Annotated in this window: 16 protein-coding genes and 1 pseudogene; 8 read left to right on the top strand and 9 right to left on the bottom strand. The window is 47.3% G+C overall.

Features of this window, described 5'->3' with window-relative positions; all coding sequences use genetic code 11:
- The first annotated feature begins 133 nt into the window (after positions 1-133).
- Positions 134-994 (top strand): IS982 family transposase, encoded by an 861-nt coding sequence (locus KZE55_RS09230; RefSeq protein WP_222259876.1) that lies wholly within the window; start codon positions 134-136, stop codon positions 992-994.
- Between the two features lie 58 nt (positions 995-1,052).
- Here KZE55_RS09230 and KZE55_RS09225 read toward each other — a convergent pair whose 3' ends face one another.
- Together KZE55_RS09225 and KZE55_RS09220 are read right to left on the bottom strand one after the other, a co-directional pair.
- On the bottom strand, positions 1,053-1,619 hold the full coding sequence (locus KZE55_RS09225) for a thymidine kinase (RefSeq protein ID WP_396442474.1): 567 nt from the start codon (positions 1,617-1,619) through the stop codon (positions 1,053-1,055).
- 32 nt (positions 1,620-1,651) lie between these two features.
- Positions 1,652-2,023, bottom strand: coding sequence for a hypothetical protein (locus tag KZE55_RS09220; protein WP_222258237.1), 372 nt, complete (start codon positions 2,021-2,023; stop codon positions 1,652-1,654).
- 480 nt (positions 2,024-2,503) lie between these two features.
- On the opposite strand from KZE55_RS09220, the gene KZE55_RS09215 reads away from it, so the two are divergent.
- The 5 genes from KZE55_RS09215 (at position 2,504) to KZE55_RS09195 (ending at position 7,692) form a co-directional block, all read left to right on the top strand.
- A complete protein-coding gene (locus KZE55_RS09215; protein ID WP_261313244.1) occupies positions 2,504-3,772 on the top strand; it encodes an MFS transporter in 1,269 nt (422 codons plus the stop codon).
- 179 nt (positions 3,773-3,951) lie between these two features.
- Entirely contained in the window at positions 3,952-5,310 is a 1,359-nt protein-coding gene (locus KZE55_RS09210) for a glucose-6-phosphate isomerase (RefSeq protein ID WP_222258236.1), read from the top strand.
- Positions 5,311-5,322: 12 nt separating this feature from the next.
- A complete protein-coding gene (gene scrK, locus KZE55_RS09205) occupies positions 5,323-6,201 on the top strand; it encodes a fructokinase ScrK (RefSeq protein WP_222258235.1) in 879 nt (292 codons plus the stop codon).
- 34 nt (positions 6,202-6,235) lie between these two features.
- A complete protein-coding gene (locus KZE55_RS09200; protein ID WP_222258234.1) occupies positions 6,236-6,646 on the top strand; it encodes a VOC family protein in 411 nt (136 codons plus the stop codon).
- A 26-nt stretch (positions 6,647-6,672) separates the two neighbouring features.
- Entirely contained in the window at positions 6,673-7,692 is a 1,020-nt protein-coding gene (locus KZE55_RS09195; protein ID WP_222258233.1) for a zinc-dependent alcohol dehydrogenase family protein, read from the top strand.
- Positions 7,693-8,030: 338 nt separating this feature from the next.
- Here the strand turns inward: KZE55_RS09195 and KZE55_RS09190 are convergent.
- The 7 genes and pseudogenes from KZE55_RS09190 to KZE55_RS09160 all read right to left on the bottom strand — a co-directional run.
- A pseudogene (locus KZE55_RS09190) lies at positions 8,031-8,180 on the bottom strand (ISL3 family transposase); the annotation flags it as partial.
- Between the two features lie 79 nt (positions 8,181-8,259).
- Positions 8,260-8,712: an IS66 family transposase gene (locus KZE55_RS09185; RefSeq protein ID WP_261313243.1), complete on the bottom strand. Its 453-nt coding sequence runs from the start codon at positions 8,710-8,712 to the stop codon at positions 8,260-8,262.
- On the bottom strand, positions 8,684-9,784 hold the full coding sequence (locus KZE55_RS09180; RefSeq protein ID WP_222258232.1) for an IS110 family RNA-guided transposase: 1,101 nt from the start codon (positions 9,782-9,784) through the stop codon (positions 8,684-8,686). Before KZE55_RS09180 ends, KZE55_RS09185 begins: the two co-directional genes overlap by 29 nt.
- Before the next feature lie 259 nt (positions 9,785-10,043).
- Positions 10,044-10,268, bottom strand: coding sequence for a hypothetical protein (locus tag KZE55_RS09175; protein WP_047767696.1), 225 nt, complete (start codon positions 10,266-10,268; stop codon positions 10,044-10,046).
- Positions 10,269-10,280: 12 nt separating this feature from the next.
- Positions 10,281-10,787, bottom strand: coding sequence for a YbhB/YbcL family Raf kinase inhibitor-like protein (locus tag KZE55_RS09170; protein ID WP_222258231.1), 507 nt, complete (start codon positions 10,785-10,787; stop codon positions 10,281-10,283).
- A 39-nt stretch (positions 10,788-10,826) separates the two neighbouring features.
- A complete protein-coding gene (locus KZE55_RS09165; protein ID WP_222258230.1) occupies positions 10,827-11,615 on the bottom strand; it encodes a tyrosine-protein phosphatase in 789 nt (262 codons plus the stop codon).
- Positions 11,612-12,592 (bottom strand): SGNH/GDSL hydrolase family protein, encoded by a 981-nt coding sequence (locus KZE55_RS09160; RefSeq protein WP_222258229.1) that lies wholly within the window; start codon positions 12,590-12,592, stop codon positions 11,612-11,614. Before KZE55_RS09160 ends, KZE55_RS09165 begins: the two co-directional genes overlap by 4 nt.
- Positions 12,593-12,787: 195 nt before the next feature.
- On the opposite strand from KZE55_RS09160, the gene KZE55_RS09155 reads away from it, so the two are divergent.
- Complete coding sequence (locus KZE55_RS09155; protein WP_047767705.1) at positions 12,788-13,966, top strand: galactokinase; 1,179 nt, start codon at positions 12,788-12,790, stop codon at positions 13,964-13,966.
- Between the two features lie 29 nt (positions 13,967-13,995).
- Complete coding sequence (locus KZE55_RS09150) at positions 13,996-15,444, top strand: UDP-glucose--hexose-1-phosphate uridylyltransferase (RefSeq protein ID WP_222258228.1); 1,449 nt, start codon at positions 13,996-13,998, stop codon at positions 15,442-15,444.
- The last annotated feature ends 22 nt before the right edge of the window (positions 15,445-15,466 follow it).

Genomic DNA, 15,466 nt, shown 5'->3' with positions numbered 1-15,466 from the left:
AAATACTCCCCCTTAATTAACAGTATACGCGTGGTGCTAGTACTCATTAGTATGTTTGATTTTACAAAAAAAGCCCAACATGGTTAGACTATTAAGTGATACAAAACTTAAATAGAAAAGAGCCTTAATCATGTTGAACCTTCTTAAGTCTAACCACTATTGCCATCATTTACAAGTTAATTTTGCTCAATTAAACCGTACCTGCCATCGCTGGTATAAGCTTTATGCACCTAAAAAGCTCGTTCAACGACCGAACATCAACCAAGTTAAAGTTGATGATAGTACCCTAATAGCCCTTCTGATTTGCCAAACTCAGTTAGGAATCGAATCGCAACGACGCTTTTGTATGATCTTGGTGAGCTCCATTTCTCGGTCACGTTTCAACCGTCGCACTCGCCAATTACTACCGTTACTCAGTTTAATTAGGCGAAAGCTAAACCAAGATGTTGATTTACATGGACAATTCCTAATTATTGATAGCTTTCCAGTACCAGTTTGTCATCCAGTTCGCAATTATCGAGCCAAGATTTTTCGGGGAAGTACTGATATTGGCTATAACGCTACGAAAAAACAGTATTACTATGGGTTTAAAGTCCACATGATTGTTAGTAGTGATGGTTACTTGCTCAACTACATCGTTACTAAAGCTTCTGTCCATGATAGTAAGGTCGCCGAAGAATTAATCTTAAACACTATGCCACTTGAGCACTTTTTATTAGCAGATGTTGGCTATGTTAGCCGTCAGCTTCATACCGACCTAGTTAGTGATGGCTATGAGCTTTGGACTCCATTTCGTCAAAACATGGCTGGCGCTAAGAAGCATAATTCACGAATCCTAAAAGCAATTCGCCGAACGATTGAGACCGACTTTTCGTTATTAAAATACTATAATGCCGAAAATAATCGTGCGCGAAGTTTAGCAGGCTTTCAAGAACGGTTAGAAGTGGCAATTTTAGCATCTAATATGGAGTATTGTCTAGAAAAGTTTCACTAGCACCACGCGTAACAGTATACCAAAATATATAAAGCTCGGTACCATGTACTGAGCTTTTTTATATCTGTGGATTCAAATAGTGATAACGACAAGCGGCCATATACTCTTGGTCCCCAATCTGAACCTGATCTCCGTCATATACCGGCTTCCCCTCACAGGTGCGGAGGTTCATCGTTGCCTTGTGGCCACACCATTGACAAACAGTTTTAATTTCTTCTAGCTTATCTGCCATTTCAAATAATGCCTTAGACCCCTCAAAGAGTTTGCCCTGAAAATCAATTTTAAGGCCAAAGCAGATAACGGGCACATCCTGAGAATCGACGATTGTCGCCAAATCAGTTACTTGCTGAGCGGTTAGAAATTGCGCCTCATCAACCAAAATACATTCTGGCCAAATCGCATGGCCATCAACATATGTAGTTGTCGATAGTGTTGCGTTCACTATTCTTAAAATACTATCTCCTTGGGGTACGGGCGTCGCGGGCCGACCAATACCAATTCGACTAGACACAACCCCTAATCCAGAACGATTGTCTAAAGCGCTGGTAAGAACCATAACTCTTTTACCTTGTTCTTCGTAGTTATGAGCTATCTTCAGGAGCTCGACTGACTTTCCAGAATTCATCACTCCATATTTTAAAAATAATTGTGCCATAATTAATCACCCGGGGTGCTTTCATACATTAATTTGATGCGGTTTGCGGGATTATTGTGGAGTTGATTGTAGCGGCTCAATTCAATAATAAGGCGTGCTAAATTTTCTCTTTCTTCCTTATTATATGTATCCTCATTGCCGCTAAGTTCTTGTAAGTAATAGTACATCAAGTCTTTAGGAGTAACAGTGGTATAAACTTCACCGGCAAAGGCATCGTGAATTTGCTTGGCAAAACATACACCACTAAAAATAAAGAGCAGGATAACAGCACCCGTGTACAAAGCTGCGTTTATCGAATAGAGGACCACTTGAATTCCTATTACTCCAATAAATGTGCCAACAACAATAGCAATTGTTTTTAACCACTCTTTCAAATAATCACCTACATGACGTTTAATGCTTCAAAAATGTCAGAAGCTTCCATAATTCGGAATGAAGGGTGGTTACGAACAAACTCCTCAAGCTCATTGGAGGTCAGGAGAACGTGAAGTCAGCCACGCTGCCCGTCAAATTGATTGAGAGTACAACTGCATAATATAAATGCGGGAAGGCGACAAGAAGATTGTCAGCTTCCCATTTTATTTTTGATGAAATCAGTTGTGAAAAGAGTCGTTTATCGTCTGATGAAGGTTGGCACCACTGCTTTTTAAAATAAATTGGTTTTTTTACTAATCTCACCTTTTCTTGTTGACCTGACGGGCGTTAAAAACGGCAAAAAAGTTAAAATTGATGATTGATCTAGTGTAAGCGCTTTACTAAAGTGGGACTACCGGTTATCATATACGTGTAGAAAGTTAATGAGCCAATTAATAAGATTTATTGTTCGATTTAGCAAGTTTGGAGGTTGTTTTATTATGAAACATGGTCAGTCATTGGCTACAAAACTTGCGTTCCTGTCCGCGTCATTTATGGTTACGAGCGCCTACGCAATTCAAAGTGCCTTGCCGCAGATTAAGACGTCACTGGCGGTCAGCCAGCCCCAGGTTGAATACCTGGTTACGGCGCCGTCCTTTGCGGTTATGTTCTTCGTGGTTCTTTCGCCGTTGCTTCAGGATTGGTTTAACATTTCCGACAAGCACATCATCATGGCGGGGATCACACTGGTGGGGATCGCCGGTCTGGTGCCAGCATTCGTCAGCAATTATTGGGTGATCCTCGCTTCCCGGCTGGTCCTTGGTGCCGGTTATGGGCTGTATAACTCCCAGGCGATTTCGCTGATTTCGGTCTGGTACCAGGGTCACGAACGGACAAGCATGCAGGGGTGGCGGTCAGCATTTGAACAGATCGGGAATGCCTGCACGCTGACCATTTCCAGCCTGCTCCTGATCTACGCTGGCTGGCACGCGGCCTTCCTGGTCTACGGACTGGCCTTTGCGGTGATGGCCTTCTTTGCATGGCGGGTTCCGAACGACGCCCACAGTAATAGTGCCAGTGATAGTGCTGACGACCAAGCCAACGAAACGATTTCGCCAATTACCAACGAAAAGGTCACCAAGATTAGTCCTCTGGTCATTGCAATCCTGGCCTTTGTTCTGCTGATTAAGATGGACTTTATCGGCATGGAGGACCGCTTCCCCGGACTGGCGGTGGCAATTAACGGCAGCCAGTTTAACGGATCCGGAACCTACCTATCACTGATGCTGATTGGGGCGACCCTCGGTGGGGCCTGCTATGGAACCTTGCAGAAGCATTTTGGTTATATTGGGGCCATCTACATCGGCTTGGTTTTGTTGGCAATCGCTAACTTCCTGTTCGGCTTCGGGGGCAATAACTTCATGATCATTGCCGCTGGTATCCTGCTGGTCGGCTTCCCAATGCAGGTTCTGACACCATTAATCTTTAACATCCTGCCATTCATGGCACCGATGAAGCTGCAAACCAAGATTACGTCCTTTATCCTGATCGGTTTCAACTTTGGGGCCTTCTTCTCCCCGACGGCGGATGCCTGGTTCAACCACCTGCTCAGTCAACCGCTCAGTGGCCTTGGCTTGGCGGCGCCATTCCGGATTTATGGTGTAATGATGCTAATTATCGCGGCCCTGATTTTTTTCGGCAAACGCGGTATGGAAATAAAATTTGACCACCAGGGAACCCTGGCACCACAGACTAAGCGTGCCAAGTAATCTGCTCGTAAACGTCTCACCAAGATGGTGGGGCGTTTTTTTGTTTAGGAAAATTCGCAAAAAAGTACTGTCAACCGGTTGACTTATATTATAGGAAGCGCTAACATAAGACTCGATGAAAGAATAAAGCGCTTTTAATAATTAGAAAGTGCGTTGTTGTTGAAAAGGGGAAAATGATCATGGCATATGTTTCATTTGATAAACAGGGTTTAAAGCAGTTTGTAAACGCCAATGAACTCGGCGAGATGCAGGCGATGGTTACCGCCGCCAATGATGAACTCCGCAAGGGCACCGGGGCCGGCGCCGACTTCCGCGACTGGCTCCACCTGCCGAGCGAGTATGACAAGGACGAGTTTGCCCGGATCAAGGCGGCCGCCAAGAAGATCCAAAACGATTCCGACGTCCTGGTGGTTATCGGGATTGGTGGCTCCTACCTGGGAGCGCAGATGGCAATTGACTTCCTCCACAACACCTTCTACCAGGCCCAATCCGCCAAGGACCGTAAGTACCCGCTAGTCATCTTCGCCGGCAACTCCCTGAGTTCGACCTACGTTCACGACTTGCTCCAGCTGATCGGCGATAAGGACTTCTCCGTCAACGTGGTTTCCAAGTCTGGGACCACCACGGAGCCATCAATTGCTTTCCGGATTTTCAAGCAGAAGCTGATTGAGAAGTACGGCGAAAAAGAAGCTAACCAGCGGATCTACGCCACGACCGACAAGGCTAAGGGAGCCCTGAAGACCGAGGCCGATGCCAACGGTTACGAATCCTTCGTCATTCCGGACGGCGTTGGTGGCCGTTATTCCGTCCTCTGTCCGGTGGGGCTCCTGCCGATCGCCGCTTCCGGGGCTGATATCGACCAGTTGATGGCCGGAGCCGCCCAGGCGGAAAGGGACTTTGTAGATCCAGACTTAACTAAGAACGAAGCCTACCAATACGCGGCTTACCGGAACATCCTCTACCGGAAGGGTTACGAAACGGAACTCCTCGAAAACTACGAACCAAACATGCGGATGTTTGCCGAATGGTGGAAGCAGCTGGCCGGTGAGTCCGAAGGGAAGGATCACAAGAGCATCTACCCATCCAGTGCCAACTTCACGACCGACCTCCACTCCCTGGGACAATACATCCAGGAGGGGCGGCGCTTCCTGATGGAGACCGTGGTAAAGCTTGACAAGCCGAACTACGACGTGGCAATCCCCAGTGAGGACGACAACCTCGACGGCCTGCAGTACCTGGAGGGCAAGACGATGGACTTCGCCAATACCAAGGCCTACGAAGCCGTCGTGGCCGCCCACACGGCCGGTGGCGTTCCGGTCATGACCGTCCACATCCCGGAGGAGAATGAATACACCCTCGGCTACCTGATCTACTTCTTTGAAGTGGCGATGGGGATCTCCGGTTACCTGAACGGGATCAACCCCTTCAACCAGCCCGGTGTGGAAGCCTACAAGGTCAACATGTTTGGCCTGCTGGGCAAGCCGGGTTACGAGAAGATCGGCAAGCAGCTGCGCGCTGAAATGGAAAAGAACAACTAAGGAGGCTGAACCATGTTATTAGGAAGCATCGAAGCCGGCGGGACCAAGTTTGTCTGCGCAGTCGGCAATATTAACTACCATATTAAAGATTCCGTCCACATTCCGACCACGACGCCGGCAGAAACCCTACAGAAGTGCATCGACTGGTTTGACCAGTTCAAGGATAGCCTTTCTGCCATTGGAATTGCCTCATTCGGGCCAATCGAGATCCGGAAGAGTTCGCCGAAGTATGGTTACATCACTAACACCCCCAAGAAGGGCTGGGCAGACACGGACTTCGTGGGGCCCTTCAAGAAGCATTTCAACATTCCAATTTACTGGACGACCGACGTTAACGGGTCGGCCTACGGTGAGTACGTCCTCGCTACCCTGTTTAACAAGCGGATCAACTCCCTGGTCTACTACACGATCGGTACTGGTTGTGGGGCCGGCGCCGTTATTGATGGAAAGTTTGTCGGTGAGCTCGGCCACTCCGAGATGGGCCACATTCGTCTGAAGCAGCACCCCGACGACCTGGACTTCAAGGGGATCTGCCCGTTCCATGGTGACTGCCTGGAGGGCCTGGTTTCCGGACCAACCTTCGAGGCGCGGACCGGGAAGAAGGGCAAGGACGTGCCGCTGACGGACCACGTCTGGGACATCATGGCCTACTATGTTGCCCAGGCGGCCCTGGACGCCATCCTGATGTTCCGTCCCGGGCAGATCGTCTTTGGCGGCGGTGTGGTCAGCGAAGCCTTCCTGAAGAAGGTCCGGCGCGAGTTCAAGAAGCTGCTCAATGACTACGTTGACGTGGGCGACGTGGACCAGTACATCACGATGCCGCTGGCACAGAACAACGGTTCGGCGACGATCGGCGACTTCGCCCTGGCACTCAAAGCCGCAACCAATTAATGAGTTTACTGATGATTTGAGGAGGCAAACGATAATGGCATTTAACAAGAGTTTAGCGGGTTATTACGATGACTTGGCACATGTCGGGATCCCAACCGATGACCTTAAGAAGACGATTGCCTTCTGGGAAAAGCTGGGCTTTAAGAAGCAAGGCCAGTTCGATACGGACGACCAGGGACACCAGGTGGTCTTCATGAAGGCCGGCCACCTGATGCTCGAGATTTGGGACAGTGATGGTGCCGTTCACAAGACCGGCGCGATTAACCACATTTCCTTAAACGTGGAAGACGCGGATAATGCCTTCAAGGCTGCTAAAAAAGAAGGCTTCGATGTGAAGGAGGACGAGGTTCAGCATCTCGACTACTGGAAGCACGGGATCAAGTTCTTTAACATCGTGGGACCCAATGATGAAACCATCGAATTTTGTGAAGTTGTAAAGGGTTAAGTTTTAATTCTTAGGAGGAATATCTGATGAAAGCTTTAGTAATGACTGGTAAAAAGAAGTTAGAGATCAACGACAACTACAAGAAGCCGGAAGTTAAGCCAAATGAAGTTTTGGTTCACACTGCCTGGGCTGGGATCTGTGGGACCGATAAGGCACTGTACAACGGCCTGCCAGGTTCCGCTGACGCCGTTCCGCCGATTGTTCTTGGCCATGAAAACTCCGGGGTGGTAGCTGCGGTTGGTGCCGACGTCGAGGACTTCAAGGTCGGTGACCGCGTCAGTGTTGATCCAAACATCTACTGCCACAAGTGCTACTACTGCCGGACCTCACGTCCAGAACTGTGTGAGCACCTCGATGCCGTCGGGGTTACCCGTGACGGTGGCTTTGAAGAATACTTCACGGCACCGGAAGAAGTTGTCTACCACGTTCCTGACAATGTTTCACTGGAAGCGGCCGCAGTGATCGAACCAATCTCATGCGCGATGCACGCGGTTAACCTGTTGATGACTCATCCATATCAAAACGCCTTGATCATCGGTGATGGTTTTGAAGGCCAGCTGATTGCCCAGATCTTGAAGGCCCGTGGTGTTCGGGAAGTTACCCTTGCCGGGACGGTTGACGAAAAGCTTGAGAACAACCGGAAGCACTTTGGCTTTAAGACGATCAACAACATGACCCACCCTGAAGAAGTTAAGAACGATGCTTATGACATCGTCGTGGAAGCCGTTGGTCTGCCAAAGACCCAGGAACAAGCCGTTGAAGCGGCCCGGCGTGGTGGCCAGGTTCTGATGTTTGGTGTTGGTAACCCTGATTCACAATTCAAGGTTAATACCTACAAGGTTTATCAGAAGCAGCTGACGATCCAGGGGACCTTCATCAATCCGTACACCTTCGAAGACTCGATTGCCCTGTTGCAATCCGGTGACGTTGATCCACTGCCACTGATTTCGAACGTGCTGGACTTTGCCCACGTTGAAGACTTTGTTAGTGGCAAGCTGGGCAATATTTCCAAGGCAATTGTCAAGGTTGCCGGCGAAGACGCCTGATTGTTAAGGCTTTCATCAATGCTTAAGACCCCGCCACCAGTTAGTTGATGGACGAGGCCAAATCCATTTCAATCCATATTAATATGAACGATGCCTTGCTGATGGTCAGCAAAACAAGGGAACTCTTTATCATTATAGTTGGTGGTGTGGCTGACCAGTCAAGAAATAATGAGCGCTAATAAAATGACTCCTAACATTCGTGTTAAGCGGATGTTAGGAGTCATTTGCCTTTTCTCTGCTTGTTCAGTTATACTTTAATGTAAGCAGTCAATAACGATACGTATTGAAAAAAATGGGCTCTTCGTCAAGAAGTACTGATGAGAAAATAGAATAAGTTTTCAAGCAGCTCGTGTCTGGAATTTGGCATGAGCTGTTCTTTTATTGTTCCAGTTAATGGCAACACATGAATTGGGGAGGGCGAGCAGGATGCGAGCCCGAAAATTGAAGAAGTTGCGAAAACCATAAGCGGTTCGTTTAATGACTTTAATGTAAGCAGTCAATAATGATACATATTGAAAATGAATAAAAGGGCGTGAGCCGCGGCTTTTTGCGGTTCACGCCCTTTCTTTAGTTACGACATACTTGTTGCACTTCTTCTGCCCATGGTAAAAAAGCCTCAATGTCGCTCCTTTTCTGATTAGGTAGTCGATCAAACAGGTATTTGAAATACTTATATACATTTAGTTTATTAATTTTCGCTGTTGCTACTAACGTGTAGTAAATCGCATTGGCTTCAGCTCCACGAATGCTTTTCGCAAACAAGCAGTTCTTGCGAACCAAGGTTGTAAAACGGATCTCTCCTTCTAGCGAGTTATTGCTTAAGGGAATTTGTCCATTTTCAAGAATTCGATAGACTCTTGTCCGAAGCCTTAAGGCATTCTTGATGGCTGCACACAGCCGGCCCTGTGGTGAAGTGATACTTCCCAAGTACTGGTAAAACCTATCAAGCAACGGTTTCACATGAGTAATTCTTTGCTGCCGCTTTTCCTTTTCAGTTTGATATACTAATTCGTTTTCCATAATTATAAGATTGATTGTATTTCACGAGATGATAAATCGTTCTGAGAAGACGATGTATCGCTGCAATGGCAATTTTCTTAGTCCCAGGCTGAGAAGATTGCCTTTTCCTTTTCTGATAAAAGTCATTAATATGATTAGGGTGAAAATGACTAGCCACTGCAATATTTTGAATGGATCTAAATAGAATTTTACGAGCGACTGCGTCACCACGTTTACTAATATGATCAGCAGCAACGAAGTTGCCTGATTCATAATGTCTAAGATCAACCCCGATGTAGGCATTAAGCGCATTACTACTGTGAAAGCGACGAATATCGCCTAATTCACCAATTAAAGAGGTAACAGTTCGTACCCCAAACCCAGGAATGCTCAATAGTAAATTATATTCAGGTAAATTTTCTGCTTTATGAGCATTTTTAGCAAGTACTAATAACTTTTTGGCAATGCGGTTTGCGCGGTTAGCCGATATAATTTTATTAGTGCTATTCAGGATAAAGGAATATAGCTCAGTAAATGAAGTATTAAAGACTTGCGAAGGGCAAGCAAAGTGTTGCACAATTGCCCAATATAACTCGTTATTAGTGTTACTAAATAGTGACTCTAATTGCGGGAAGGTGAGCTGCAAAGCACGGTGTAGGCGGTTTTTATGACTAATAACATTCCGACTTACCTCTTGGTAAAATCGACTAAGATCATGTAGTTGTTCATATATTGGGCTCTGCTTATAAGATAAAGAGCGGTGAATAATAAAACTAGTTTGAGCTAAATTTAATGCATCACTGCGGTCTGATTTGTAAGGACGTAAATTATCGAGCTGCTTTTTAGCAGCTAATGGATTAAGCATTGTGTATTCAAATTCATTACAATCAAGAAAGTGTTGAAGAATTCGTGAGTAAATGCCAGTCGCTTCAAAAACTACTTCAGGTTGATGGAAAGACTTGAGTAATTTTAATAAGTCGGCTAATCCATGACGATCAAGGGTTAGTTTACACTCATCAACTTTCACTTTATTAACTACAATTGCCAGATTAATTGTATGTTTACTAACATCAATTCCAAATACAGTACGCAATTTTATCATCTCCAAATGAAGTAGAATCACAAAAGATCTATTAAATCTAATTTTCAATACACGACTTAAGAGCCAACAGACTAAGAACAGATTAATAATAGACTTGTGAAGTTGCCATTTTTAAATCCGACGTCAAGTGTCATATAAAAATACGACATGTCAACTTCACTCCTACTTTAACAAAAAAGTAGTGAAAACATCAGAACCGTCGTTCTGATATTTCCACTACTAAGCTTAGTCTGTTTTAAAGTAACACAGCCTAAAGTTTGTTCTTAACATCGTACGGCTTTGACTTTTGATGATTGGCCGGCAGGGCGTCCTTGGCGTAGAAGATTGCGTATTCTTCATCATTAGGGCCCTTGGCAATTACCAGGTCATCACTGTGCCGCTCTTTCTTGAAGATTTGCCCCTTCCGAACGGCTTCATTGTAGTCATGAATGTTGGCGATTGAATCACCCGGATTAAAGAAAATCCTTGTTTCCATAATATCACTTCCTTAAGCGCGACTAGGGACGGTTGCTTTAGCTTTAGCGAGGACATGACCCTCCGCAGCGTGGAGAAAGTCATTAAGCCAATAACCGTTCTCTAAGGGGAGGACGGTATCCAGTGCGTAGACGGTTAATGTGTAGTCGTGAGCCTTGTCCGGTGGTTGCGGACCAACATAACCACTGGCAATCTGTGGGTCGCCATTGACCAGGCGGCCGGCGTTACTGTTCTTTCCCTGGACAAATTGTGCTTTTAACTGACGGCTGGCATCGGCCGGAATGTCGGTCAGCGTCGCTGGAATATTGGCGGCGAGCCAGTGAATCCACGTAAAACCACAGACGGGGGTTGAATCAAAATCAATGAAAACAAGTGCAAACGACTTCGTCCCTGCGGGGGCATCCGTAATATGGATGGGGAAAGACTTCACTGGGTGGTCAGCGACCATCAACTCGGCCGGTGCGTACTTACCGTACTCGTCAGCCAGAAAACCGTCAATTAACGGAACAGAAATTTGCATAACTAGCTTCCTCCTTATATATATCAATTATAGCCTGGCCTAGTCCAAATATAAATGGCGCAGGGTTATTAAATCACCTTTTGAGAGGTCAAGGTAGTCGGTCAGGTAGTGGTTAACGTCCCCGGACTCTTCCTTAATTGTGGCCAGGGCCGTGTTGAGGTAGTCGGCATTGACGGAGGCCAGGGCGTTACGGTTGCTGACGACCGCATCGACATTCCCTAGACCGGCACTATTTTTACGGATTCCGGCAAGCCACTTCTTCCGCACGTCTGCTGTGACCTCGTTGGTTAAGAGGTAGTCCTTAACAATTGTTTCATGTGGAACACCCAGTGCGGAGAGAATTAGGAAGGCAGCAAAGCCGGTCCGGTCTTTTCCCGCCGTGCAGTGGAAGAGAGTTGCCCCATTGGTCGCGGAAAGGAGGATCCTAAACATCTCCTGGTAAGCCTGCTTTGCGCTTGGCAAACTGGCCATCCGCCGGTAAACCTCGAGCATATGTCGGTAGCCGTTACCCTCTTCTTGCATTTGCCGGGCAATCTCTTCGTCGCTGTGTGAGGCGTCTGTTTCGTCAACCGCAAAGACGGGGAGGTGACGGTAGGTAGCGCCGGTGGGAACCCGATCTGGGGCAGCCGCCACTTCTGGATTGGAGCGGAGGTCGAGGTCATTTTTAACGGGGATGGCTGCCGGGACAAACTGGTCGTGTTCATTAAGCCGGGTTAAGGACCCAGAACGGATTAGACGGTTGAACTTAATTCGGCGCCCATCCTGAGTTGAGTAACCACCAAGTTCACGAAAATTATAGCCATCTTCAATGTTTAATAAGCGTTTCATTGTCGTTTTCCTCCTTTAAATTGTTTTAAAAATGGGGCTAGGGTCTCTGCTAGCTGTTGCCCAGCCGTTTGTGCCCCAATCTGGTCGGGGTGGAGGCCATCGGTAAAGCTGGTGCACCAATCCATGGTATCGATTACGGGAAGGTGGTGGCGGTGTGCACACCGGATGATTTCCGTACGAAAGGTTTGACTAAAAGGGGCCATGATCAGGATCAAACTTTCTGGGAAAATCGATTCTACCAGGCTGATGAAGTGATCATATGCCGGGACAAACTGGTCGGTAGGGTAGCGACGGTCGTTGACGCCAATGTTGATAACAACTATGTCCGGCTGGTTAGCAGCCCACCTGACTGTCCGGTCAATTTTTGGGAGAAACTGACTGGCCACGGGAACCCCACCGGTGGCTGGGCGCAAGACCCCACCGGCGGAATAGGCAATCCGCACGCTATCAATCCCCAGTCGATCGCTGGCAATACCAACATAGTTACTCTCGGGCCGGTAATCAACAGAAGCATGACGTCCAGCTACCCAACAGCCGGCCGTTATTGAGTCGCCAATGAAGTCAACGAGTGGTTGCAAAGGAGCGGGATGAAGGGCCCCTGCCTTACTTGTGATGACAACGATCGCAAACCCAGCTTGGCCGGTCCAGACCGGATCAAGGTCAGTGTTACCGGCCGTCATTACTTCGATGAGGTGGGATTGACAATCCGGTAGGGAAATCTTCCATGTTCCCTTAGCGGCAGCGACCCGCTGCCAGGCCCCCTGGTCAACTCGGTAGGCATAGAACTGACTAGCCACCTGTGGACTTCCGTTGTCCAGGACCGTTACCTGAACTTCTTGGGCCGCTTTGCTGACCATTTTGATGGTACTGCCGAGGTTGGTGGTGTATAGTACCGGCTGGTTATTGATCTTTCTTACTACCCACCGCCCGGTTCGCTGGGCAAGGGGCAAAAGATCTTTAGCGTGATAAATTGCCATTTAAGTCCCTCCTCTTTAAAAATAATTTTAGCATTGATTAGCAAAAGCTACTATTACTAAGGTATTCAAGAAAGCGCTTACCATATTTATTTAATTATTATGAAAGCGCTTATTGACAAATCGAGTAAATAATATTAAATTATATTTAGTAAAAGTTTACCATAAGTTTTATTTGAGGTATGGAGGTTAATTGTGATGGATAAGCAACAATTTCTTGATGAGTACAAAAAGGTCTTTAACGAAAACGGCAAGGATGTCTTCTTCTCACCAGGCCGAATTAATGTGATCGGTGAACACACCGACTACAATGGCGGCCACGTTTTCCCATGTGCTATTAGTATTGGAACGTATGGCGTTTATGGACCACGGGAAGATACCAAGGTCGCAATCTACTCTGCTAACTCCGCTAAGGAAGAGAACAGTAAGATCATCACCTTTGATATCAATGATGAGCAACCCCAAACCGCGAAGGACGAAAAGTGGGTCAACTACTTTAAGGGGATGCTTGTTTACCTGAAGCAGCGTGGCTACAAGATTGACCATGGTTTCAACTTCTACATTCATGGTTACCTGCCATACGGTTCCGGACTTTCTTCATCTGCTTCCATTGAAATGCTGATGGGGAACTTACTGAAGGAAGAATTTAACTTAGACATTGATGAAATTGAGTTAGTTAAGCTTGGTCAAAAGACCGAAAACGACTTTGTCGGTCTGAACTCCGGTATCATGGACCAGTTTGCTGTCGGGATGGGGAAGAAAGACAACGCCATCTTCCTAGACTGCAATACCTTGGAATACAAGTACCTGCCACTTGAACTGGGTGACTACGAAATCCTGATCATGAGTACGAACAAGACCCACTCCTTAGCGGGCTCCAAGTACAACGAACGGGTTGAAGAATGTGGTGAAGCAGTTAAGCGCCTGAGCAAGAAGTTAAACATCACTAAGCTCGGTGAAATTGACTCTGAAACTTTTGACCAATACACTTACCTGATCAACGATGCCACCTTAATTCGTCGGGCCCGGCACGCCGTTAGTGAAAATGAACGAACAAAGCGGGCCATCGACGCAATGCAAAAGGGTGACCTGGAAGAACTCGGCCGCTTGATCAACGCATCCCACGTTTCCCTGAAGTACGACTACGAAGTCACTGGTAAGGAACTGGATACCTTAGCAGAAAGTGCTTGGGAACAACCTGGCTGCCTGGGTGCCCGGATGGTCGGCGGTGGATTCGCCGGCAGTGCCATTGCCATTGTTAAGAAGTCCGCTGCGGAAGACTTCAAGAAGAACGTCGGTAAGATTTACCGTGACAAGATTGGCTACGATGCCAGCTTCTATGATGCTGAAGTGGTTGACGGACCACATAAGTTGTAATTGATATCCAATTGCGGGGGAATGAGAAAATGAAGTTATTGGAAGAATATGCAGACAAGGTAATTGAAAGTGGCGCCTATGAACCGCTGGACCGGATTTACGTATTAAACAAAATCCGGGCCCTGGTTGGTGACGAAGATGTCGAAGCCGCTGCGGATAAGCCATTGGTTGCCCAGTTGGTTGACCTGGCTGTTAAGCGGGGGAAGATTGAGGACGGCCAAACGGCCAGAGAGATTCTCAATGACCAGCTGTACGACCTGATGACTCCACGGCCATCAGTGGTTAATCGCGAGTTCTGGGAAAAGTACCAACAATCCCCGGAGACCGCCACTAACTGGTTCTACAAGCTGTGTACCAGCAACGACTACGTTAAGGTTGCGGCGATTAAGAAGAACGTGGTCTTTGATAAGCCGACCAAGTATGGTAACTTAGAGATTACGATTAACCTTTCCAAGCCGGAAAAGGATCCTAAGGCAATCGCAGCAGCGGCTCACGACACGAAGAAAAAGTACCCACAATGTGCATTGTGCATGGAAAACGAGGGTTACAAGGGCCGGCTAGGTCAAGCAGCCCGGAGTAACCACCGGATTATCCGGATGACGATTGGTGGTAAGCAGTGGGGCTTCCAGTACTCGCCATACGCTTATTTCAACGAACACTGCATCTTCTTGTACAGTAAGCATGAACCAATGAAGATCAACCGGCAAACACTGATTAACCTGGTAGAAATTGAAAATCAGCTGCCAGCCTACTTCGTTGGTAGCAATGCCGACCTGCCGATTGTTGGGGGCTCAATGCTAGCCCATGAGCACTACCAGGGTGGCCGCCACACCTTCCCAATGATGAAGGCGTCAATCAAGAAGCCTCTGCAATTTGCTGACTACCCCGCAGTTGAAGCTGGAATCGTTAACTGGCCAATGAGCGACATTCGGTTAACGAGCGCGGATGCAACCCAACTGATTGACTTGGGGACCCACATTATTGATGTTTGGGACCATTACAGTGACGAAAGCCTCAACATTAAGGCATTTAATGGTGACACTCGCCACCACACGGTTACGCCAATCATGCACCGTGACAGTGAGAAGTACGTCCTCGACCTTGTTTTGCGGGACAATAACACGAGTGACAAGTACCCACTTGGTATTTTCCACCCGCACGAAAAGCTGTGGCACATTAAGAAGGAAAATATTGGCCTGATTGAAGTGATGGGGCGGGCAATCCTACCTGCCCGTCTTAAGGACGAACTCAACGAAGTCAAAAAGTTCTGGCTGGGTGCCGAAAACAAGATTGCCGACAGCCACCTGCCATGGGCAAAGGAAGTCCAGGCTAAGACAAAGATTACGAAAGACAACGTTGACGAAGTGATGGAACAAGAGCTGGCCAACATCTTTGCTAATGTTCTGGAAAACGCCGGGGTCTTCAAGGAAGACGCTGCCGGTCAAGCTGGCTGGGACCGGTTTATCAAGCAACTGTAATGATTAAAGCTGAAAGGAGTCT

The organism is Limosilactobacillus panis, from assembly GCF_019797825.1.
In the GTDB taxonomy this organism is placed as follows: domain Bacteria; phylum Bacillota; class Bacilli; order Lactobacillales; family Lactobacillaceae; genus Limosilactobacillus; species Limosilactobacillus panis_A.
This window is presented reverse-complemented; position numbering and strand designations above follow the sequence as displayed.